Below are 21,048 nucleotides of genomic sequence, written 5' to 3' on the forward strand. Positions count from 1 at the left end.
AAGGGCGGGTCTTCGGACTCGCCCTTTTCTTTTGTGCTGACTTGGTGTTTTTCTGCGCCAAAGACAGATTGAGGGCCCCATGTCGTTGCAAGAGATCACCGCGCGTATCGCCAAAGCCGAAGCCAAAGCACAACGGCAGGCCGGTTCGGTAAAATTGATTGCCGTGTCCAAGGTGCAGCCCAACGAACGGGTTCAGGCTGTTCTTGAACAGGGGCACAGGTGTTTTGGTGAGAATCGGGTGCAGGAGGCGGCCAGCAAATGGCCCGCTTTCAAAGAGCAGTTCGATGCTGTCGATCTGCATCTCATCGGCCCTTTGCAGACCAACAAGGCCAGGCAGGCAATGGAACTATGTAATGCGATCCATTCTGTCGATCGCCTCAAACTGGCCAAAACCCTGGCGCGGCTGGCGCAAGAGGTGGGATGCTGCCCCGACCTGTTCATTCAAGTCAATACGGGTGAAGAAGCGCAAAAAGCAGGCGTTCTTCCTGCGGACGCGGACGGGTTCATCGCGGAATGCCAGTCTTTGGACCTTCCGGTGCGTGGGTTGATGTGCATCCCGCCGGTCGATGAAGAACCCACACTTCATTTCGCGCTTTTGGCCAAGATCGCCGCACGCAACGGGCTTGAGGGGTTGTCGATGGGTATGAGTGGTGATTTCGAGCAGGCCATCGCATTGGGCGCGACCCATGTCCGCGTCGGATCGGCCATTTTCGGCGAGCGGGTCAAACCTCTGGGATAATCAGGCGCGTTCCAAGGGAAATTCGCCCTGCAATCCAGTGCAGATGGTCCCGACGGAAGGCAATGCAGCCTTCGGTCGGGTAACCGGGCCTGCGCCATTGGTGCAGAAAAATCGCCGATCCCTTGCCGGGAACCGCATTCGGCCAGTTCCAGTCTGTCAACAGGACCAGATCGTAAAGCGGATCGGCCCGGCGCAGTTTTTCATGACTGAACGCATAAGGGGCAGACACCATGTGATTGTAATGGGTGTCCTCTACGTCATCCGACCATAAGTCCATCGGCCCAATCGGGATCGCCCAGAAGTTGGGTGCGATCAGCCGATCAGGTCGGTAGAGCATTCCAACGATCCGATGGCATCCCGTAGGTGTCGCCCCATCGCCCTCGCGTTTCGTGTTGCTCAATCCGCCTTTGCCAATGGAACAGGCGAAAGTCCTGCCAAGAAAGCGAACGCCACGCGGGGAAAGCACAAGATCTTCTGGGATCACAGCAAGTGCCCGGATTTCGCGGCTTTCGTGGCCAAGTACCCCCGGTTATGCGCGGTTTCGCCCACTTTCAATGGTACACGTTCGGTTACGGCAATGCCTGCCCGCTCCATCATCGAGATCTTGGCGGGGTTGTTGGTGAGCAGGCGCACCGAATTGAAACCCAGAGATTTCAGGATATCCGATCCAAGTCGGAAATCGCGCTCATCATCTTCAAAGCCGAGCCTGTGGTTGGCTTCTACCGTATCAAAGCCCTGATCTTGAAGAAAATAGGCTCGCATCTTGTTGGCCAGCCCGATACCGCGCCCTTCTTGGTTCAGGTACAGAAGAACACCTGCCCCTTCGGCCCCCATTTGTGCCAGGGCGCCGCGCAATTGCGGACCGCAGTCGCATTTCAGGCTGCCCATCAGATCGCCCGTGAAACAGGCAGAATGCAACCGGGCCAGAACCGGCTTGTCCCGATCCGGGCGGCCTATTTCGACCGCGTAATGTTCTTCCCCGCCATCTTCGGGGCGGAAAACATGCAGGCGACCGGCCTCGGACACTTCCATCGGAAGGCGGGCGGCGACCACCTCATGCAAGGCGCTGCGGTCCGCCAGATGCGGCGCGGCGCGTGTGTGATCAATGCAGGTCAGGCCATGCGAAGCGGCCAAGGCCCGGCCGTCTTCAACTGGCACGACGACCGCAGCAGGAAGAATCCGAGCCGACTTGGCCAACGCAATTGCTATGCGGTGCAGATTGGCGTTACCGTGGCGCTCGGTCATCAGCGGCCCTTTCATCGGCGCGTTCAGATCGTCCGAGGGATCGGCAACCGCCTGCACCCATGTGATGTCTGCATCGGCGGGAATCGAAACCCGCGCGAGATCACCGTCATAGGCCCGCGCTTTGAGAGTTTCAGCCCGCCGCCCGGTAATGGCCACCACCGGTTCCCCGAGCTTTTTCAGATCAGCCAGGCGCTGTGGGCTGAGCGTTTCCGCAGAGATCGCCACAACGCTAAAGCCTCTGTCATCGGTCAGCACCACAGGAACGCCCATGCGCAGATCGGCCCGGGCCCTGGCCAGAAGTTCGGTGATATCGGGAATGAGACTCATCTATGTTACCCTATAACGCTGAGCCCTTCTCCTAGCTCTTTCGAAAGGAAATGTGAAACATTTCTGCCAACTCTGACACGAAGGCGTGAAACCGTTGCAGCAAATCTTGTTGATTGCATATTCCGCGCGCAAGTGATGGAAAAGCGTTTGGAGGACCGGGAAATGGCTCAACTCAAGAAAATCCTGTTGGTGGACGATGACGAGGATCTGCGCGAGGCGCTCAGCGAGCAACTTGTAATGACCGAGGATTTTGACGTTTTCGAAGCGTCAGACGGCCAGTCCGCAATGGAGCGCGCGCGCGAAGCGATCTATGATCTGGTCATTCTTGATGTTGGTCTGCCCGATACCGATGGGCGGGAACTGTGTCGCCTGATGCGCAAACAGGGTGTCAAAAGCCCGATCCTGATGCTGACCGGTCATGACAGCGATGCCGATACGATCCTTGGCCTGGACGCCGGCGCGAACGATTATGTCTCCAAACCATTCAAATTCCCGGTGTTGTTGGCCCGTATCCGCGCTCAGCTGCGGCAGCACGAACAATCCGAAGACGCGGTATTTGTGCTTGGCCCCTACACCTTTAAGCCAGCGATGAAGATGCTGATCACGGAAGAAGATCGCAAAATCCGTCTGACCGAAAAAGAAACCAACATCCTCAAATTCCTGTACCGTTCGACCGATGGCGTCGTGGCGCGGGATGTGCTGTTGCACGAAGTGTGGGGTTATAATGCCGGGGTCACGACCCACACGCTGGAAACCCACATCTACCGTCTGCGTCAGAAGATCGAGCCCGATCCGTCCAATGCGCGCCTTTTGGTCACAGAATCGGGTGGATATAGGCTCGTGTCTTAACTGGTTGTGGATTGATGTGGATCAAAGTGATACTCTGTACTCATAATTAGGTTACTCCCAACCCGTGCATGTCCGGGTTATGACATGTACCTCCCTGTTGGACTGCCGGGCCGAATGGCCCGGCTTTTTTTCGTTGCTGAGGGAAGGTTTCCACACAAGTCAGACAGCCGCATTGACCGATATTTGACCAATGATGGAGGTGAGCTCTGCGGCGGTTTACCCTTCCGCTGGGGCAACGGCGCGCAGGTAAAGGTGCCACGTGGTGTGGCCAAGGATCGGAAGGGTAAAGATCAGCCCCAGAAACGCCGGAACCAGCGACAACAGCATGGTAACCGAGATGATCGCCGCCCAGCCGAGCATGACCACCGGGCTTTCCGATACGACGCGCAAAGAGGTCAACATGGCGGAAATGAAGTTGGTCTCTCGGTCGAGCAGCAAAGGCATGGCGACGACGGTCACCGAAAACAGTACGGCCGACAGGAATGCGCCGACACAGGTGCCTACGGCAAGGAATATCCAACCCTGCGGTGTGAAGAATACGGCGTTCAAAAACCCGTCGAAATCCGAAAAGGATGCATTCTGGAGGATGATCGCCAGCCAAAGCCGAACCTGGTAAATCCATACCCAGAAAATGAAAAGAGTGACAAAGGCCATCCAGCCCATTTCACGTTTGCGTTGATTGGCCATAACGGTCAGGATTTCAGACCAGCCAAAGCTTTCACCTTTCTGCAAACGGCGCGACATTTCATAAAGCCCGGCGGCGGCAAAAGGTGCGATCAGCGGAAAGCCTACAATGGCAGGGATAATCATCCAGATCTGGCCAAGCCAGATCAGGGCCCAAACCAACAGAATTCCGAAAACCGCAAAGAAAAGGCCGAAGAAACCGCTCATGACAGGACGGGCCAGAAAGTCGGAAAACCCTGCCTTCAGTGACGCTGTGATATCATCTACAGTGACCCTGTTGACCTTGGGCATGGCCCGCTGCTGTGGCGTCAGGTTTTCCGGCGGCGTGGAACCTGCGGATTCGGATGCCATGACACACTCCTCCCAAAGCATAGTGCCGGGCCGGTCTGTTCGCGAACAGACCCAGCGGTGAAACAGACATTCCTAACTCGCGCACAAGTCTGCATCAGGCGAGGTATCAGGGCAAGGGAAAGCGCGACGGCGAAGCTCGTTGACCTGCCGACGGATAGTCCAGGCATGAAGCTGCCTTTTCTCGTGGCAACTGGCTTTGTGCCACGCTAACCTGCGCCAATCGCGACAAAGGAATCCCCGACATGCCTTTCACCCTTGCCACATGGAACATCAATTCTGTTCGCCTGCGTGAGCCTATCGTGCTGAAATTGCTGCAGGAAGAAGCCCCAGATGTATTGTGCCTGCAAGAATGTAAATCACCGGTTGAGAAGATCCCGACCGAAGGTTTTGCCGAACTGGGTTACACGCACATGATTGCGCGAGGGCAAAAAGGGTACAACGGTGTCGCCATCCTGTCGCGCCTGCCGATGGAAGAGGTTGGCGATCAGGATTTCGCAGGCCTCGGACATGCCCGCCACATTGCCGGGCGGTTGGAAAACGGTGTCACCATTCATAACTTCTATGTTCCGGCGGGCGGCGATGTGCCGGACCGGGACGTGAATGAAAAATTCGGCCAAAAGCTCGACTACCTCACCGACATGCGCGATTGGTTCCGTGCGGAAAAGCCGGCTAAATCCATCCTTGTCGGCGACCTGAACATCGCCCCGCGTGAGGATGACGTTTGGTCACATAAACAACTGCTGAAGGTCGTCTCGCACACGCCCATCGAGGTCGAGCATCTGGCCGAGACACAGGAAGCAGGCGGCTGGGTCGATATCACCCGTCAGGATATTCAAGAAGGACAGCTTTACAGCTGGTGGTCCTATCGCGCCCGGGATTGGGATGCGGCAGACAAGGGGCGTCGGCTGGATCATATCTGGGCTACGGCCGATATCTCGAACGCGGGTCATTCCAGCCGTATCCTGAGGGATGCCCGTGGGTGGGAAAAACCCAGCGATCACGCTCCGGTCTTTGCCAGTTTCGACGTCTGATCCGCAACTCAGCCCTTGGTTTCCGCGGCCAGCGACTGCATATAGGGCGCAAATTCGAACGAAAGAGTGATTGCCATGGACCTTCTGAACGGCGGAGACGCCCCAGCAACCGATCTGATCAAAGACGGGACCGAGGCCACTTTCATGGCCGATGTGGTCGAAACCTCGCAGGAAACACCTGTGATCGTCGATTTCTGGGCGCCTTGGTGTGGCCCGTGCAAAACCCTTGGCCCGATGCTGGAAGAGGCTGTGACAGCCGCGAAAGGCGCGGTGAAGATGGTCAAGATCAATGTGGATGAGGCGCAGACAATTGCTGCGCAAATGCGCATCCAGTCGATTCCGACCGTCTATGCCTTTTTCAAGGGCCAGCCGGTGGACGGGTTTCAAGGCGCGTTGCCGGGATCCGAGATCAAAGCCTTCGTGGACCGTGTGATCGAAGCCGCAGGTGGTGAAAGCCCGGGCGGCCAATTGGATGATGCCGTGCAGGCTGCCGAGGAAATGCTTGCCGAAGGCGCGGCTGCGGACGCGGCTCAGACTTTTGCCGCAATTCTGGGTGAAGATCCAAACCACGCCGCGGCTTATGGTGGGCTGGTGCGGGCGCATATCACCACCGGTGATCTGGAGCAGGCAGAGGCGATCCTGAACGGCGCTCCGGCCGAGATTTCTACTTCGGCCGAGCTGGAGGCCGCACATGCGCAACTGGAACTTGCCAAGCAGGCGGCAGATGCCGGCCCCGTCGCCGAGCTGATGGCAGCTGTCGAGGCTGATCCGGACAACCATCAGGCCCGCTTTGATCTGGCGCAGGCGCTGCACGCGAACGGCGATGTGGAAGAAGCCGTGGCACAATTGCTGGAACTGTTCCGCCGGGATCGTGAATGGAATGAGGGCGCGGCCAAGACCCAGCTTTTCACGATCTTCGATGCGCTCAAGGCCAATGACCCAATTGTTCTGAACGGACGCCGCAAACTCAGCTCGATGATATTTGCCTAATCTTCGATCAGAGCTAGAATTGGGAACATGATGCATCCCGCCGACCTGCCGGATACAGTATCCGTTTTTCCATTGCCCGGGGCACTGCTGCTGCCCCGCTCGCGCTTGCCGCTGCACATATTCGAGCCGCGCTATCTTCAAATGCTGGACGATGCACTGAAAACCAAGGAACGGTTGATCGCGATGGTTCAACCCAACCCCTCGATCAGTGATGAAGACAAGCTGCACCGTATCGGATGCGCAGGGCGGGTGACGCAGTTTTCGGAAACGGAAGATGGCCGCTACCTGATCACGTTGACTGGTGTATCCCGGTTCAGGGTCCTGTCAGAGCTGGACGCTTTCACGCCCTACCGGCGGTGCGCAGTCTCGTGGGAAGGGTTCGACCGTGACCTCGGCAAGGTTGAGAAAGACAACGAGTTCGACCGCGCAAAGTTCCTGAACTTGCTGGAGCGTTTCTTTTCATCCCGCCAATTGTCCACCGATTGGGACTCGCTCAAGGACGCCGAGGATGAGCTTTTGGTGAATTCTCTGTCGATGCTTTTGGATTTCGACCCCGAGGACAAGCAGGCCCTGCTGGAGGCCCCCTGCCTTCGCACCCGGCGCGAGACTTTGGTGACGCTGATTGAATTCGCCATGCGTGGCGGATCGAGTGAGGAAAAACTTCAATGACAGACCCTGAACACGCCTTTGATCGCCACATGCTCGAGGCAATGATCTGCCCGCAAACGCATACGACGCTGCACTATGACGCCGAAAAGCGAGAGCTTGTTTCAAAGGCCGCCGGTTTGGCTTTTCCGATCCGTAACGGTATTCCGGTCATGCTGGTCGATGAGGCCCGGAAGCTGGATTAAATCGGGCGCCCCTGCAACAGCTTGGGCAGATCGCCTGTCAGCCCGGCAGCTTCGCGAACGAAACCGTGACGCAGTCCGGGCAAAGCGCCGACAACTCCTATGCCAATGTCACGTCCAAGGCGCAGCAACGGATTGTCGTTTGAAAACATCTTGTTGAAGACATCCGTCGCCATCGCCAGCGAGGCCGTGTCGAAACGGCGCCATTCCTGATAGCGCTCCAGAACCATAAGCGAGCTGATATCCTCGCCGCGCCGTCCCGCCAAAGTCAGAACTTCAGCCAGGGCGCCGACATCGCGCAGGCCGGCATTCAGGCCCTGACCGGCAATGGGGTGCATTCCGTGCGCGGCATCCCCAACCAACGCCATGCGATCACTGATGAAGGAATTGGCGATGGTCAGGTTCAGCGGGTAAGTGAAACGATCACCCGCCAGACTGATTTCGCCTAGAAAATCGCCAAATCGCGGGCGTAGCACTTGCACGTAATCACCCTCGGGCAGGGCGTTGATGTGCTGTGCGGTTTCGGTGCGTTCGCTCCAGACGATGGAACTGCGATTGCCAGTCAACGGCAGAATCGCCAGCGGACCGGGTGGCATGAAAAACTGATGCGCAATGCCATTATGTGGCAGCTCATGTTCGATGGCGCAGACCAATGCCGTCTGGCCATAATCCCAACCGGTGCGTTTGATGCCGGCCCGTGACGCGGTTCCGCTGCGGCGACCATCACATCCAATCAGCAGGCTGCCGCCCAAGGTTGTGCCGTCGTCCAACGTCACGGTCACTTTGGCAGTGTCGGCCTGTTGCGAAACGACGGATTTACCGCTTACTTGGGTGATGCGCGGCTCTTCGGCCATCGTGTCCAGAAAAGCACGGCGCAGGTGACGATCCTCGACCATATACCCCATCGGGCCTTCTTCAATCTCGGCATGGTCGAAATGCATGAAAAAAGGTGATGGTCCTGTTCCGGCATGACCATCTGTAACCTTGATTTCCAGCATTGGTTGGGCGTGTTGCGCGACGCGGCCCCAGACGCCGATGGCATCCAACAACCGCTGTGAGGCCAGAGCCAGCGCATAGGCACGCCCGTCGAATGCTGCGTTCTTGCGCACCTTTTCGACCAGCGCATCGATCACCGTGACCGAGTGACCGGTTTGTGCCAGTGCCAGCGCCAAAGCAGGGCCGTTCAACCCGCCGCCCACGATCAGAATGTCAGAAGCCTGTGTCATGCCCTGCAATATGCGCGCCCTTTCGGGATTGTCCATGTGCAGTCCTGTCGCTACCGTCACCCAAAGCCGAAAAATCAGGAGGGGTAAGATGCAGGACTGGTTGACCATGACCGCGTGTGATTTGGGCCGTGGCATTGGCATGGGCCAGATTGATCCGGTCGAACTGACGGAAACCTACCTGTCCGCTATTGACGTTCATCCGCATCGAGACCGCATCTATGCCCACGTCTCCCATGACCGTGCCCGGGCTGAGGCTGAAGCCGCCCAGCAGCGTGCCAAACTGGGATTGCGACGGTCGTTGCTGGACGGGGTCCCGATCAGTTGGAAAGACCTGTTCGACACCGTCGGTACCGTGACCGAGGCAGGTTCGGCTCTGTTGAAGGATCGCGTACCGGATGCGGATGCGCTGGTGCTGGGCAACGCGACTCAGATGGGAACGGTTTGTCTGGGCAAGACGCATATGAGCGAGCTTGCCTTTTCCGGTCTCGGGTTGAACCCGATCACCGAAACCCCGCCTTGCATTCATGACGAGGCAGCAGTGCCCGGGGGGTCGTCTTCAGGGGCGGCGGCCTCGGTCGCCTGGGGGTTGGCGGCGTGTGGCATCGGGTCGGACACGGGCGGCTCGGTGCGTATCCCGGCGGCTTGGAATGATCTGGTGGGGCTGAAAACCACTGCAGGGCGGCTCAGCCTGGAAGGTGTGGTACCGCTTTGCCTGCGGTTTGACACGGTTGGACCTGTGGCGCGTTCGGTCGAGGATGCCGCGCATGTGCTGGCTTTACTCGAGGGGGGAACGCCTGCCGATCTGCGTGGAGCTTCGCTGAAAGGACGCCGTTTTGCCGATTTGCAGAACATCGCCAAGGACGACCTGCGCGACACGCCGCGCAAAGCGTATGACGAAGCCGTTGCCAAACTTGCGGACGCGGGTGCCGAGATCGTGCCGTTGGAAGTGCCCGAGTTGAACGAAGCCATGACGTTGACCAGCATCGTATACACGACTGAGGCCTATGGGCTGTGGCGCGATGTCATCGAAGCCAATCCCGAAGCGATGTATCCCGAGATTCTCGAACGATTCCGCATCGGCATGGGATATTCGGGCCCCGATTATGTGGCCGCCTGGGCCAAGCTCAAGGCGTGTCGCAGCGCGTGGGACGCAGCAACCGCGGCGTTTGATGCGGTTCTGGCGCCGACGGCTCCGATTTTGCCACCCAATCTGGACCGCTTGCTCAGCGATCACGACTACTACGTGACCGAGAATCTGCTGGCCCTGCGCAACACGCGTATTGGAAATCTGATGGGGCTTGCGGCGCTGAGCCTGCCCACCGGAACCCCCGGTTGCGGGTTGATGATGCTGGGCTATCCAGGTTCGGAAGAGGCGTTGTTGCGGCTTGGTTCGGCAGCGGAATCGGTGCTGGCCTGAATGCCACAATCCCCTGATTCGGAACCTCTTTGTCTGGACGAAGAGGCCCACGGACTGTAATCTGCTAAAAAAACGGGGCACCAATGACCCCGATGTTGAGGCAGTATTATGGATTTCCCCGAGCGGTTTTCGAACCTACCGGCTTATGCATTCCCGCGTCTGCGCGCTCTGTTGGATCGTCACCAGCCGGGCGGTGATGTCGTTCATATGACCATTGGTGCGCCTACCCATGACTTTCCGGCTTGGGTGACGGATGTCATCATGGAAAACGCCGCCGGGTTCCAAGGATATCCCCCGAACGAAGGCTCGGATGACCTGCGCAGTGCGATCACGGGCTGGATCAAGCGGCGATATGGGGTTCAGATGGACCCTGATGCCAACGTGATGGCGTTGAACGGTACACGCGAGGGCCTATACAACGCCGCCATGGCTTTGTGCCCGGAACAGAAGAATGGTGAGCAGCCGATCATCCTGTGCCCGAATCCGTTTTATCAGGTCTACATGGTCGCCTCGCTGTCAGTTGGCGCGCAGCCATACTTCGTGCCAGCCACCGCCGCGACGGGCCATCTGCCAGATTATGCTGGCCTGCCTGAGGACGTGCTGAACCGTACTGCCGTGGCCTATATCTGTTCACCGGCCAATCCTCAGGGGGCCGTTGCCTCGCGCGATTATTGGACCGAACTGATCCGTCTGGCCGAGCAGTACGATTTCCGCATTTTTGCGGATGAGTGTTATTCCGAGATTTACCGGGAAGAAGCGCCGACAGGGGTTCTGACTGTAGCGCAGGACCTGGGCGCGGACCCTGAGCGGATCACGCTTTTCAACTCGCTGTCCAAACGCTCGAACCTGGCGGGGTTGCGCTCGGGTCTAATCGCGGGCGGCACTGAGACGATCAAACAGGTCAAGCAATTGCGCACATATGCCGGATCGCCGCTGCCACTGCCGTTACAGGCAGTCGCTGCCCGGGTGTGGGCAGATGAGACTCATGTCGAACAAAACCGCGCGCTGTACCAGGAAAAATACGCCATTGCGGATGAAGTGTTTGCTGGCGTGCAGGGATACATGTCACCAGAGGCAGGGTTCTTTCTGTGGCTGCCGGTCGAGAATGGCGAAGACACTGCATTGAAGGTCTGGAAAGAAACCGGCGTTCGGGTCCTGCCGGGTGCATATCTTTCCCAAGGCGATCCGGGACAAAACCCGGGCACAGGCTTTATCCGGGTTGCGTTGGTGGCCCCAAAAACAGAGTTGCAGCGTGGTCTGATCACACTCCGCGACTGCATCTATTCGTGAGGTACGAGGGCAAAATGGCATCATATAACGCGCGCAACCGCGATCCATTGCTGGACAGCACAACGCAGGCAGCCTTGGAGCGACGTAGCAAGGAGTTGATAGGCGTCGCCCTGATCCTGTTGGGTTTGGCAGCGGCCGCGATGATCTGGTCCTACACACCCGATGATCCCAACTGGATGGTGTCGACCGACGCGCCGGTGCAAAACTGGATGGGGCGGATTGGTGCCTCGATCGCTGCACCCTTGTTTATGATCGTCGGCTGGGGAAGCTGGGGCATCGCGTTGATTCTGATCGGATGGGGTCTTCGGTTTGCCGGCCATTTTGGGGAAGACCGTGCCATTGCGCGTCTGATCTTTGCGCCGATTTGGATCGCTGTTGTGTCGGTGTATGCCGCGACGCTGGTCCCGGATGCCGATTGGCGTGCCACTCACAGTTATGGTCTGGGCGGATTGTTTGGCGATACCGTCATGGGCGCGTTGCTGACCTTGTTGCCGATTTCGTCACATTTTCTGGTGAAGCTGATGTCTCTGGCCATGGCGGTCGGGATGATCGCGCTGGGCATATTTGTTTTGGGCTTCACCAAAACTGATGTGAAAAAGGGATTCCGAGCCTTCTTGCTGGGTCTCGTTATGGCATACGACATGCTGATGACCCTGATGGGGCGTGGTGCAGCCTCGGCTGCGCAGGCTGCGCGAGATCGCCGGGCGCAGTGGGAAGAGCGCAAACTTGCGCGTGGCGCGGCGGCCGAGGCCCTGTTTGAAGACGATCTGGCTTATGCCGATCCAATCTTTGAAGAGCCCGAGCTGGAAAGCCCGGAACCTGCGGTAAAAGGCGGCCTGCTGTCGCGAATGCCGTCGCTTATCCGCCGCCCTGACCCTATGCCCGAACCTGAGCTGGTCGATCCGGAGCCCATCATGGGTTTTGAAGAGATGCCAGGTGAAGATCGCATCCGGTCGAAAATCTCGGCAGCTGTGCGCAATCGCAAAGTGGCCACCGGTGAGGTGACACCCGAACCCGATCCGAACCTTCCACTGACCAAAGGACGTGGCCGCCGCCCCGGCCCGTTGATCCTGAACACAAGCCAGCCGGATGGCCTGCCGATGGAACCGCCGGTGACAGCCACGGGTCTGCCGCCCGAACCACCCGTAACAGCGGATGACATTTCAGAATGGCAGGAGTCCGAGCCGGTCGAATACGCGCCCGAGCCAGTGCAGAACCACTATGCGCCCGGACCGGACGCGGACGATGACCCGGTATTCGAGGATGTAGAAGAAGCTGTTTTGCAACCACGCCCGGCGATGAAAATCCCGGTGGTCGAACCGCGCAAGCCTGTGGTTGCGCAACCGGTACGCCGCACACCGCAACCGTCACGCCGTGCACAGGCCGAAGCGCAGCCTGCATTATCCTTTGAAGAGCGGCACTCCGACTTCGAACTGCCACCTCTGGGCCTCTTGTCGAACCCGTCCAGCATTCAGCGCCACCATCTGAGCGATGAAGCCTTGGAAGAAAACGCGCGGATGCTGGAAAATGTTCTGGATGATTACGGCGTCAAGGGCGAGATCGTCAGCGTTCGCCCCGGCCCGGTTGTCACCATGTACGAGCTGGAGCCTGCTCCGGGTCTGAAGGCAAGCCGTGTGATCGGCCTGGCCGACGACATCGCACGCTCAATGTCGGCGTTGTCGGCGCGGGTTTCGACCCTGCCGGGGCGTTCGGTGATCGGTATCGAACTGCCGAACGAGAATCGCGAAATGGTGGTTCTGCGCGAAATCCTCGCCAGCCGTGACTTTGGCGATGGCAACCAGGCGCTGCCCCTGGCGTTGGGCAAGGATATCGGCGGCGAATCCGTTGTAGCGAACCTGGCGAAGATGCCGCACTTGCTGATAGCGGGCACCACCGGGTCAGGTAAATCGGTGGCAATCAACACGATGATCCTGTCACTGCTGTACAAGTTGACGCCGGATGAATGCCGTCTGATCATGATCGATCCCAAGATGCTGGAACTGTCTGTGTATGATGGCATCCCGCATCTGCTCTCACCCGTTGTGACCGATCCGAAAAAGGCGGTCGTCGCCCTGAAATGGGTCGTGGGCGAAATGGAGGATCGCTATCGCAAGATGTCCAAAATGGGCGTTCGCAACATCGCGGGCTACAATGGCCGTGTGAAGGACGCTTTGGCCAAGGGTGAAATGTTCAGCCGCACGGTGCAGACCGGTTTTGACGATGAAACCGGCGAACCGACGTTCGAAACCGAAGAGTTCGCGCCCGAGGCAATGCCCTATATCGTCGTCATCGTCGATGAGATGGCAGATCTGATGATGGTTGCAGGTAAAGAGATCGAAGCCTGTATCCAGCGTCTGGCGCAAATGGCGCGGGCCTCGGGCATTCACCTGATCATGGCCACACAGCGTCCATCGGTCGACGTGATCACCGGTACGATCAAGGCAAACTTCCCAACGCGGATTTCGTTCCAGGTGACGTCGAAAGTCGACAGCCGCACCATTCTGGGTGAAATGGGGGCCGAACAGCTGCTGGGACAGGGCGACATGCTTTACATGGCCGGAGGCGCCAAAATCACCCGCTGCCACGGTCCGTTTGTGTCTGACGAAGAGGTCGAGGAAATCGTCAACCACCTGAAGCAGTTCGGTCCGCCGGATTACGTCAGCACGGTGCTGGATGGCCCGGCCGAAGATAAGGCTGACAATATCGATGCCGTTCTGGGGCTGAACACAGGTGGCAATACGAACGGAGAGGATGCGCTCTACGATCAGGCGGTGGCGATCGTGATCAAGGATCGCAAATGCTCGACCTCGTACATTCAGCGAAAACTTGCCATCGGCTACAACAAAGCTGCGCGGCTTGTTGAGCAAATGGAAGACGAAGGCGTTGTTTCGTCAGCAAATCATGTCGGGAAACGCGAAATCCTCGTCCCCGAACAGTAAGATATTTAATAACAAGGGCAGAAGGCCTATCTGTACGGCATGAAACAGATTGCTTTTGCCCTTGCTTTGACACTGGTCGCACCCGCCGCATGGGCGGCGGACAAACTGCCGCTTTCGCAGATTTCCAATTACCTGAACGGGTTGAAGACGGTTCAGACGACATTCACGCAGGTGAATGATGATGGCTCACTGAGCACCGGAAAGCTGTGGATGCAGCGACCTGGAAAGATGCGGTTTGAATATGACCCCCCCAACAGTGCAGTGGTTCTGGCGCGTTCGGGGAGTGTTCAGATCTTTGATCCGAAATCGAACCAGCCGCCCGAGCAATACCCGCTTAAACGCACGCCCCTGTCCATCGTGCTGGCGCGCAACGTGAACCTGAGCCAGGCGAATATGGTCATGGGTCACAGCTTTGATGGGACGGCCACGGTTGTCACCGCGCGGGACCCCAAAAACCCCGAAGCGGGCCGGATCGAACTGATGTTCACGGACAATCCGGTCGAGCTGCGTAAATGGGTGATCCACGACAATGCCGGCAGCCAGACAACGGTATTGCTGGGCGCCCTGAATGAAGGCGGTCGCCTTGATCAGAAGCTGTTCTCGGACAAAAAGAGAAGCGGGTCAGGCAATCGCTGACCCGCTTGTATGTATCATTACCGGCAGTTTGCCAACTGTGCCTGATATAGCTGCGCGCGTGCGTCCACGTCATTGGCAACGTTCAATAACCAGGACTTGTTGTTGTAGCTGCCACGCGCGTAGCCTGTATGGCCTTCATGATAGGCCAGGTATTGATTGCGCGTGTCGCTGGGATGGATGCCATTACGCTCGTAGCTTTTGTTCATGTACCAGCCGATAAAGTCCGAGGCGTCGCGGATGCGATCCCGCTTAGCCCGGCGTTTTCCGGTTTCGCGCTGGTATTGCTCCCACGTACCATCAAGCGCCTGACCATAGCCATAAGCGCTGCTTTGACGGCCCATCGGGATCACGCCCAGAACATATCTGTGCGGCGTGCGCGCGTCATGCTTGTACCGGCTTTCCTGATAGATGGTCGCCATCTGAACGTGAACCGGAACGCCCCATTTGCGCTCGGTATTCTTGAAGGCCTTGATAAAGTCGGGTTTTTCACGCGCAATACTGCACGCGTCGTTCAATCTGCTGGGCGGCTGTTTGGAGCCGCCCCCACAGGATGCCAGAAGCAGCACCCCTAGGAGTACGAAAAGAATTCTGCTCATGTGCCTCGTGCCTTTTTTTTGGTATTCTAGCGCAGATTGAGCGCTGAGGAAATCACAATCGCTATAAAATGATTGCCAGAATAGCCGGTAACGCCGCTACGGACAGCACAGTGGACACCATGACCATGCCGGCGACGGCATCGGAATCGGCGCCAAACCGTTCGGCCAACAGGTAAGAGGTCACGGCAACCGGTGTACAAATCTGAAGAACCAGAACGCCAAATGCGATTGTATCCAAATCAAACCATCCTCCGATCCCCCATCCCAGCGCAAAGCACACCGCCAGCTTCAGCGCCGACAGCCACAGCGCCTGCCCCAGACTTCGCGAGGTCAGGCGGGCGATTGCCACACCCAACGTGACCAGCATCAGCGGGACGGCCATTTGCCCAAGAAGCTCAAGCGTGTTGGTCAGAAATGTCGGCGTCTGCCACCCCTGCGACAGAAATACGGCGCCAAGGATCGTCGCCCAGGCCATTGGTTGGCGCGCGACCTGTCCCCACGCACCTTTCCCGGCGACCAGATAAATCCCATAGGTGAAAGAAAACAATGCGGTGACTGACAGAAAGATGACTGCATACCCCAGGCCGACCTGGCCAAAGGCAAAGATACATAGCGGCAGGCCGAGATTGCCGGTATTGCCGAAAATCAAAGGCGACAGATACGTTCGCGGGTCCAGTTTCAATCCTCGAACGATCAGCCAGAACAACACTGCCAGCAGCAGATTTGCAACCAGGGTCGCCATTGTGAAGCGCGACAGATCATTGCCCGGGATTTCAGTTTGCATGAGGGCAACAAAAATCAGGCTGGGCATTGCCAGCATCGTTGCAAAGCGGGTGACGAATTGCAGGCGGTATTCAAACCCCAGCTTGACCCAGGTAAAACCAACAGCCGCCAAGAGAAAAACCGGCGACACGATTTCGAACACTGTCAGTATAAGGTTCACAGACTGTTTCCCTGATTTTCACATCAATGGTTGGCTTTTCGGCCCGGAAACGGGTAAAAAAACGTTGGGGGCTGAAACAATGCTAAAGACACGTGCAAAATACGGCTTGGGCCAGGTGGTTCGTCATAAGAAACATCCTTTTCGAGGGGTGATTTTTGACGTGGATCCCGAGTTTTCGAACACCGAAGAATGGTATCAGGCCATTCCGGAAGACAGCCGCCCAAGGAAAGAGCAGCCGTTCTATCACCTGCTGGCCGAGAACGATCAATCCTTCTATGTTGCTTATGTTTCAGAACAAAATCTGGTTGCCGACTATTCCGGCGAACCGGTAGAGCACCCGGATATCCCCAATATGTTCGGTCCATTCGAAGACGGTTCATATCCTTTGCATTTTCACCTGAACTAGGTGAACCGAACGGGTGGCCACAGGGCCGCCACTGATCAGTATCCAAGGGCACAGCCATCCTTGCGTGGGTCGCTTGCACCTTCAAAAATACCGTCGTTTCGGATTCGGATCGCTTGCGCTCCGCCAAGTGGCGTTTCCGGTACTTCAATATTGTGGCCGATATCGGACAATTGTTTCGCGACCTCCTCGGGATACCCACGTTCCAGTTTCAGAACCGATCCGTCGAAAAAGGCGCGCGGCGCATCGATGCTTTCCTGCAACCCCAACCCGAAGTCAGTGAGGTTTGAAACGAAGCGCGCGTGTCCGGTTGGCTGATAGGCCCCGCCCATGACGCCAAAAGGCATCGCAACACGACCGTTCTCGGTCAGCATTCCCGGAATTATCGTGTGCATTGGGCGCTTACCGCCTCCCAGCTCGTTGGGGTGGCCGGGTTGCAATGTGAATCCGGCCCCGCGGTTTTGCAGCAAAATACCGTACTTTTCTGATGCGATACCGGATCCAAAGCTGTGGAAGATAGAATAGATCAGCGAAACAGCCATCTGATCGCGGTCGACGACAGTGATGTACACGGTGTCCCTGTGGATGGCTTCAGTCAAAGGCGCCGCTGCGGGCATTGCATTGTTGGGATCGATGAGAGCCGCAAGTCTGGCGGCTACGTCAGGGTCAAGGAAGCGCTCTGTTCTGACCATATGGTCCGGGTCTGCGATGAACCGGTTGCGCGCGTCATATGCCAGTTTGGTCGCTTCTGCTTCGATATGAACCCTATCTGCGCCGACCGGGTCCATACTGGCCAGATCGAAGTGTTTCAGGATGTTCAGAAGCAAAATTGCGGTTGCACCTTGACCATTCGGTGGATGTTCCACCAGATCAACGCCGTTATAGCTTCCGCGCATCGGCTCTGTTTCCGTGCATTTCGTGTTCTGAAAATCGTCGGTGGTGTGGACGCCGCCCATAGCTGAAAGTGCTGCGATCATGTCGTTGGCGATATCGCCAGAGTAGAACGCATCACGCCCATGACTGACGATCTGACGCAGAACTTCAGCTTGTCCCGGCGCGCGAAAGACCTGCCCGGTTGTCGGGATCTGCCCATTGATCAAATAATGATCGCGCGCAGCTCCTTGCAGGGTTGCCGCCCCGGATTGCCAGTCGAAAGCGACCCTGGGTGCAACCGGAACGCCCTGTTCGGCATAGTGAATCGCAGGGCGCAGGATCGCCTCCAGCCCCAAACGCCCTTCGCTTTCCGCCAGGCGGCAGAAGGCATCCACGGCGCCGGGAATGGTCACGGCATCCGGACCGTCCAAAGGTATGGATGGCAGGCCTCGGTCTCGCAACATCTGTGATTGCGCGGCAGCCGGTGCGCGGCCCGATCCATTAAGTGCGCGTATCTTGTTTTCGCCTGCGCGATTGAACAGAACGAAACAATCACCACCCAATCCGGTCATCTGTGGTTCGCAAATTCCAAGAAGAACAGCCCCGGCGATCGCGGCATCCATCGCATTGCCGCCTTGGCCCAGGATATCGATGGCCAACTTGGCCGCCAGCGGATGCGATGTCGCGCACATGCCTTGCGTGGCAAAAACTTCGGATCGGCCGGGACTGTGCAGATCACGCATGGCGAATTCTCTCTCTCTTTGGAACAAGGGAAAGCTATTCACTCATCAGCGATTGTCCAGCGATTTCAGGAGAGAATTTCCTCGGCGCCATTCACTGGGTGGGGGCTGTGATATGCGGCGCCGAGGGAAGCTATCTGAGCTACGAGTCACTGTATGGCGGTTGTTTGCGGCGCGACAATGTTTCGAAAATGACCTTATTGTGACCAATTGTGGTCGGTCATCCATTGGTTTCAAAGTCAAATCGCAGGGAAAGCCGATTGCATCCACTGCGCCGCTCGTACCGGATATCGCTGGTGAGACGATGTATCAGGAACCAGCCGAACCCGCCTTCGGGAAGCTCCTGGAGTTCGGATCCAAGTGGAGCAGGGGTGCCATCCGGAGGTCGGTATCCAGGCAGCGGTCGGCCCGTATCCGAGATCAAGATGTCCAGAAGATCCCTGTCCAGTCGACAGGTAACCTGAACCTTGGCAGGGGCAACGCCATTATACGCGTGCTCCACGACGTTGTTGATGGCCTCAGCCAACGCAATCTTCACATCACCGGCTTTGTGGGGCGGCAATCCCCGCTCCGCCAGACCGACGCTGAGCTTTGCAATGCCCGCACTGGCTTCGGATTCGGTTGCAGGGAACGTCAGTTCCAGACAGGTCTTGTTTTCAATCGGCTCCACGCCATCTATCCCTTGCCGCCGTCAGGCGTCCGTCTCTGACAACGCGTCATCCAGTGTTTCAAAAAGCCTGAAAACCGTATCCATGCGTGTCAGGCGGAAGACTTTTTCGACCACTGGCTGCAATCCGGCCAGATCAAGCCTCCGATCTTTCCTCAGCTGTTTCATTGAGGCAACGATTGCACCCAAGCCGCTGGAGTCAATGAACTCGACGTCGGACAGATCCAGAACAATGCGATGAGCGCTGTCCTCGGTATTGGCGCGCATGTCTTCTTTGAACTGAATGGCCATTGCAGCATCGATCCGGTCGGCATGAACGGTGATGATCTGAGTTTCGCCGGTTGTCTTGCTGGTCAGCCCCATGATCCCGCCGCCTTCCAAGCTGAAAATGAGTCGTAGAAATACGCTAGACGGCAATTCTTACCATTCGGTATTCAAGAGCCGGAAAGCAGGAGGAAAACCCGGATGAGAGACGTTGTTATAGCAGGGGCCGCCCGCACACCGATGGGCGGATTCCAGGGCATGTTTGAAGGTGTTGCTGCGGCTGACCTCGGGGGCGAAGCAATCCGCGCGGCATTGCAGCAGGCAAGGGTGCAGTCAGTTGACGAAGTGCTGATGGGTTGCGTTTTGCCTGCGGGACAAGGCCAGGCACCTGCCCGGCAGGCCGGATTCGCGGCGGGGCTGGGCGAAGAGGTTCCCGCCACCACGCTGAACAAAATGTGTGGTTCGGGGATGAAGGCCGCAATGATGTCCTTTGACCAAATTGCCTTGGGCCATGCAGATACGATGGTCGCGGGCGGCATGGAAAGCATGACCAACGCGCCGTATCTTCTTCCCAAGATGCGCGGCGGTGCCCGCATTGGCCACGGCCAGGTGGTTGATCACATGTTCCTTGACGGCCTTGAAGACGCCTATGACAAAGGCCGTCTGATGGGGACTTTCGCCGAAGATTGTGCCGAGGCGTACCAGTTCACCCGTGAAGCACAGGATGAATATGCGCTGCAATCTCTGTCCAACGCGCTGTCTGCGCAGGAAAGTGGTGCATTCGATCAGGAAATCGCGCCTGTTACGGTCCGGACGAGCAAGGGTGAAATTCTGCTGGAATCAGATGAGCAGCCCAAATCTGCCCGCCCCGAGAAGATCCCGACGCTGAAGCCTGCGTTCCGCAAGGACGGTACGGTGACAGCTGCCAACTCGTCTTCAATTTCAGACGGCGCGGCGGCGCTGGTTCTTGCGTCGGCAGAAGCCGCCGAAGCGCAGGGCATAACGGTTCGGGCCCGGATTTTGGGTCATGCGAGTCATGCTCAGGCCCCCGGCCTTTTCACGACGGCTCCGGTCCCGGCGGCGCAGAAGCTCTTGTCGCGCATAGGTTGGGGCAAGGATGACGTCGACCTGTGGGAAGTGAACGAGGCCTTCGCGGTTGTCCCAATGGCTTTCATGCACGAGATGAACCTTCCGCGTGACAAGGTGAATGTGAATGGCGGCGCCTGTGCCCTGGGTCACCCTATCGGTGCCTCTGGTGCCCGCATCATCGTTACTTTGTTGAATGCGCTGGAAAAACGAAACCTCAAGCGGGGTGTCGCGGCGATCTGCATTGGCGGAGGTGAAGGCACGGCCATTGCCATTGAACGCGTTTGACCCTGCTTCATTTTCCAAATACTCCGAATGTTCGGGGGCAGTGCTCCCGGCCATCCGAAGGGGCTGCAATCAATGACTGCCGATTACGAAACGCTTGCCAAGACCATCGCGGCCCTGACCGAAGGCGAAACGGATCAGGTTGCTCTCATGGCCACTGTCGCCTGCGAGGTTCACCATTCCGACGATCGTTTTGACTGGACCGGGTTTTATCGTGTCACCGAGCCGGGCATTCTGAAAATCGGCCCCTATCAGGGTGGGCATGGTTGTTTGGTTATCCCGTTCGAGCGGGGCGTCTGCGGTGCAGCCGCAAGAACGGGCGAAGCGCAACTGGTGCCGGATGTCGACGCGTTTCCGGGTCACATCGCTTGCGCCAGTTCAACCCGGTCCGAACTTGTTCTGCCGGTGCGGGACTCGTCGGGCACAGTGATTGCCGTTTTTGACATTGACAGCGACCAGCCGGATGCTTTCACGCAACAGGATGCACAAAATCTGGAAGGCATTCTGACCGCGGTGTTTGCGGCCTGCTAACCTCTGGCGTCGTTGCGGTCTTGCATCAAGACAGGGGATTTCCGGGCGATTGGACGGCCCGGCGGACTTAGCCTTGCAGGCTTCGAAG

22 protein-coding genes are annotated in these 21,048 nt (G+C 57.8%); 13 read left to right on the forward strand and 9 right to left on the reverse strand.

The window, feature by feature from the left end; all coding sequences use genetic code 11:
• Positions 1-79: 79 nt before the first annotated feature.
• Entirely contained in the window at positions 80-739 is a 660-nt protein-coding gene (locus AC2FJB_RS17965; protein WP_496719789.1) for a YggS family pyridoxal phosphate-dependent enzyme, read from the forward strand.
• Here AC2FJB_RS17965 and AC2FJB_RS17970 read toward each other — a convergent pair.
• Entirely contained in the window at positions 723-1,223 is a 501-nt protein-coding gene (locus AC2FJB_RS17970) for a L,D-transpeptidase family protein (protein ID WP_496719787.1), read from the reverse strand. The two genes, AC2FJB_RS17965 and AC2FJB_RS17970, sit on opposite strands and share 17 nt — an antisense overlap.
• Positions 1,220-2,311, reverse strand: coding sequence for a GTP cyclohydrolase II (gene ribA, locus AC2FJB_RS17975; RefSeq protein WP_299900959.1), 1,092 nt, complete (start codon positions 2,309-2,311; stop codon positions 1,220-1,222). The genes AC2FJB_RS17970 and ribA overlap by 4 nt, the downstream gene beginning before the upstream one ends.
• 162 nt (positions 2,312-2,473) lie before the next feature.
• Here ribA and AC2FJB_RS17980 point away from each other — a divergent pair, with 162 nt between their 5' ends.
• Positions 2,474-3,160: a response regulator transcription factor gene (locus AC2FJB_RS17980; RefSeq protein ID WP_117872957.1), complete on the forward strand. Its 687-nt coding sequence runs from the start codon at positions 2,474-2,476 to the stop codon at positions 3,158-3,160.
• A gap of 216 nt (positions 3,161-3,376) precedes the next feature.
• Here AC2FJB_RS17980 and AC2FJB_RS17985 read toward each other — a convergent pair whose 3' ends face one another.
• Positions 3,377-4,195: a DUF2189 domain-containing protein gene (locus AC2FJB_RS17985; protein ID WP_496719785.1), complete on the reverse strand. Its 819-nt coding sequence runs from the start codon at positions 4,193-4,195 to the stop codon at positions 3,377-3,379.
• Positions 4,196-4,437: 242 nt separating this feature from the next.
• Between AC2FJB_RS17985 and AC2FJB_RS17990 the strand changes: the two genes are divergently transcribed.
• The 4 genes from AC2FJB_RS17990 to AC2FJB_RS18005 all read left to right on the forward strand — a co-directional run bounded on the left by AC2FJB_RS17990 (position 4,438) and on the right by AC2FJB_RS18005 (position 7,067).
• Complete coding sequence (locus tag AC2FJB_RS17990; protein WP_299900953.1) at positions 4,438-5,226, forward strand: exodeoxyribonuclease III; 789 nt, start codon at positions 4,438-4,440, stop codon at positions 5,224-5,226.
• A 75-nt stretch (positions 5,227-5,301) separates the two neighbouring features.
• Positions 5,302-6,216: a thioredoxin gene (trxA, locus tag AC2FJB_RS17995; protein WP_117872042.1), complete on the forward strand. Its 915-nt coding sequence runs from the start codon at positions 5,302-5,304 to the stop codon at positions 6,214-6,216.
• A 27-nt stretch (positions 6,217-6,243) separates the two neighbouring features.
• Positions 6,244-6,885: an LON peptidase substrate-binding domain-containing protein gene (locus tag AC2FJB_RS18000; RefSeq protein WP_496719782.1), complete on the forward strand. Its 642-nt coding sequence runs from the start codon at positions 6,244-6,246 to the stop codon at positions 6,883-6,885.
• The gene (locus AC2FJB_RS18005) at positions 6,882-7,067 is read left to right on the forward strand and encodes a Trm112 family protein (protein ID WP_117872046.1); all 186 of its coding nucleotides are present in this window, start codon (positions 6,882-6,884) and stop codon (positions 7,065-7,067) included. Before AC2FJB_RS18000 ends, AC2FJB_RS18005 begins: the two co-directional genes overlap by 4 nt.
• On the opposite strand, the gene AC2FJB_RS18010 is transcribed toward AC2FJB_RS18005, so the two are convergent.
• The gene (locus AC2FJB_RS18010; protein ID WP_496719780.1) at positions 7,064-8,326 is read right to left on the reverse strand and encodes an FAD-dependent monooxygenase; all 1,263 of its coding nucleotides are present in this window, start codon (positions 8,324-8,326) and stop codon (positions 7,064-7,066) included. The two genes, AC2FJB_RS18005 and AC2FJB_RS18010, sit on opposite strands and share 4 nt — an antisense overlap.
• Positions 8,327-8,378: 52 nt before the next feature.
• On the opposite strand from AC2FJB_RS18010, the gene AC2FJB_RS18015 reads away from it, so the two are divergent.
• The 4 genes from AC2FJB_RS18015 to AC2FJB_RS18030 all read left to right on the forward strand — a co-directional run bounded on the left by AC2FJB_RS18015 (position 8,379) and on the right by AC2FJB_RS18030 (position 14,572).
• Complete coding sequence (locus AC2FJB_RS18015) at positions 8,379-9,707, forward strand: amidase (RefSeq protein ID WP_496719778.1); 1,329 nt, start codon at positions 8,379-8,381, stop codon at positions 9,705-9,707.
• 108 nt (positions 9,708-9,815) lie between these two features.
• Positions 9,816-10,997, forward strand: coding sequence for an aminotransferase class I/II-fold pyridoxal phosphate-dependent enzyme (locus AC2FJB_RS18020; RefSeq protein ID WP_496719776.1), 1,182 nt, complete (start codon positions 9,816-9,818; stop codon positions 10,995-10,997).
• Between the two features lie 14 nt (positions 10,998-11,011).
• Positions 11,012-13,936, forward strand: a complete 2,925-nt coding sequence (locus tag AC2FJB_RS18025) for a DNA translocase FtsK (RefSeq protein WP_496719774.1) — start codon at positions 11,012-11,014, stop codon at positions 13,934-13,936.
• A 39-nt stretch (positions 13,937-13,975) separates the two neighbouring features.
• A complete protein-coding gene (locus tag AC2FJB_RS18030) occupies positions 13,976-14,572 on the forward strand; it encodes a LolA family protein (RefSeq protein WP_496719772.1) in 597 nt (198 codons plus the stop codon).
• Between the two features lie 17 nt (positions 14,573-14,589).
• Here the strand turns inward: AC2FJB_RS18030 and AC2FJB_RS18035 are convergent, their stop codons facing one another.
• Together AC2FJB_RS18035 and AC2FJB_RS18040 are read right to left on the reverse strand one after the other, a co-directional pair.
• A complete protein-coding gene (locus AC2FJB_RS18035; protein ID WP_117872056.1) occupies positions 14,590-15,168 on the reverse strand; it encodes a transglycosylase SLT domain-containing protein in 579 nt (192 codons plus the stop codon).
• 61 nt (positions 15,169-15,229) lie between these two features.
• On the reverse strand, positions 15,230-16,111 hold the full coding sequence (locus AC2FJB_RS18040) for an AEC family transporter (protein ID WP_117872059.1): 882 nt from the start codon (positions 16,109-16,111) through the stop codon (positions 15,230-15,232).
• A gap of 79 nt (positions 16,112-16,190) precedes the next feature.
• Here AC2FJB_RS18040 and hspQ point away from each other — a divergent pair, with 79 nt between their 5' ends.
• Positions 16,191-16,517 (forward strand): heat shock protein HspQ, encoded by a 327-nt coding sequence (gene hspQ / locus AC2FJB_RS18045; RefSeq protein WP_117872061.1) that lies wholly within the window; start codon positions 16,191-16,193, stop codon positions 16,515-16,517.
• Positions 16,518-16,552: 35 nt separating this feature from the next.
• Here the strand turns inward: hspQ and ggt are convergent, their stop codons facing one another.
• The 3 genes from ggt to AC2FJB_RS18060 form a co-directional block, all read right to left on the reverse strand.
• On the reverse strand, positions 16,553-18,130 hold the full coding sequence (ggt, locus tag AC2FJB_RS18050) for a gamma-glutamyltransferase (protein ID WP_496719770.1): 1,578 nt from the start codon (positions 18,128-18,130) through the stop codon (positions 16,553-16,555).
• 217 nt (positions 18,131-18,347) lie between these two features.
• The gene (locus AC2FJB_RS18055) at positions 18,348-18,797 is read right to left on the reverse strand and encodes an ATP-binding protein (protein ID WP_496719768.1); all 450 of its coding nucleotides are present in this window, start codon (positions 18,795-18,797) and stop codon (positions 18,348-18,350) included.
• Positions 18,798-18,818: 21 nt separating this feature from the next.
• Positions 18,819-19,157, reverse strand: coding sequence for an STAS domain-containing protein (locus AC2FJB_RS18060; RefSeq protein ID WP_496675519.1), 339 nt, complete (start codon positions 19,155-19,157; stop codon positions 18,819-18,821).
• A 102-nt stretch (positions 19,158-19,259) separates the two neighbouring features.
• Here AC2FJB_RS18060 and AC2FJB_RS18065 point away from each other — a divergent pair, with 102 nt between their 5' ends.
• Together AC2FJB_RS18065 and AC2FJB_RS18070 are read left to right on the forward strand one after the other, a co-directional pair.
• On the forward strand, positions 19,260-20,432 hold the full coding sequence (locus tag AC2FJB_RS18065) for a thiolase family protein (protein ID WP_496719766.1): 1,173 nt from the start codon (positions 19,260-19,262) through the stop codon (positions 20,430-20,432).
• 72 nt (positions 20,433-20,504) lie between these two features.
• Complete coding sequence (locus AC2FJB_RS18070) at positions 20,505-20,960, forward strand: GAF domain-containing protein (protein ID WP_496719764.1); 456 nt, start codon at positions 20,505-20,507, stop codon at positions 20,958-20,960.
• Positions 20,961-21,048 lie beyond the last annotated feature (88 nt).

It is taken from the genome of Ruegeria sp. CDSC085 (genome assembly GCF_059610465.1).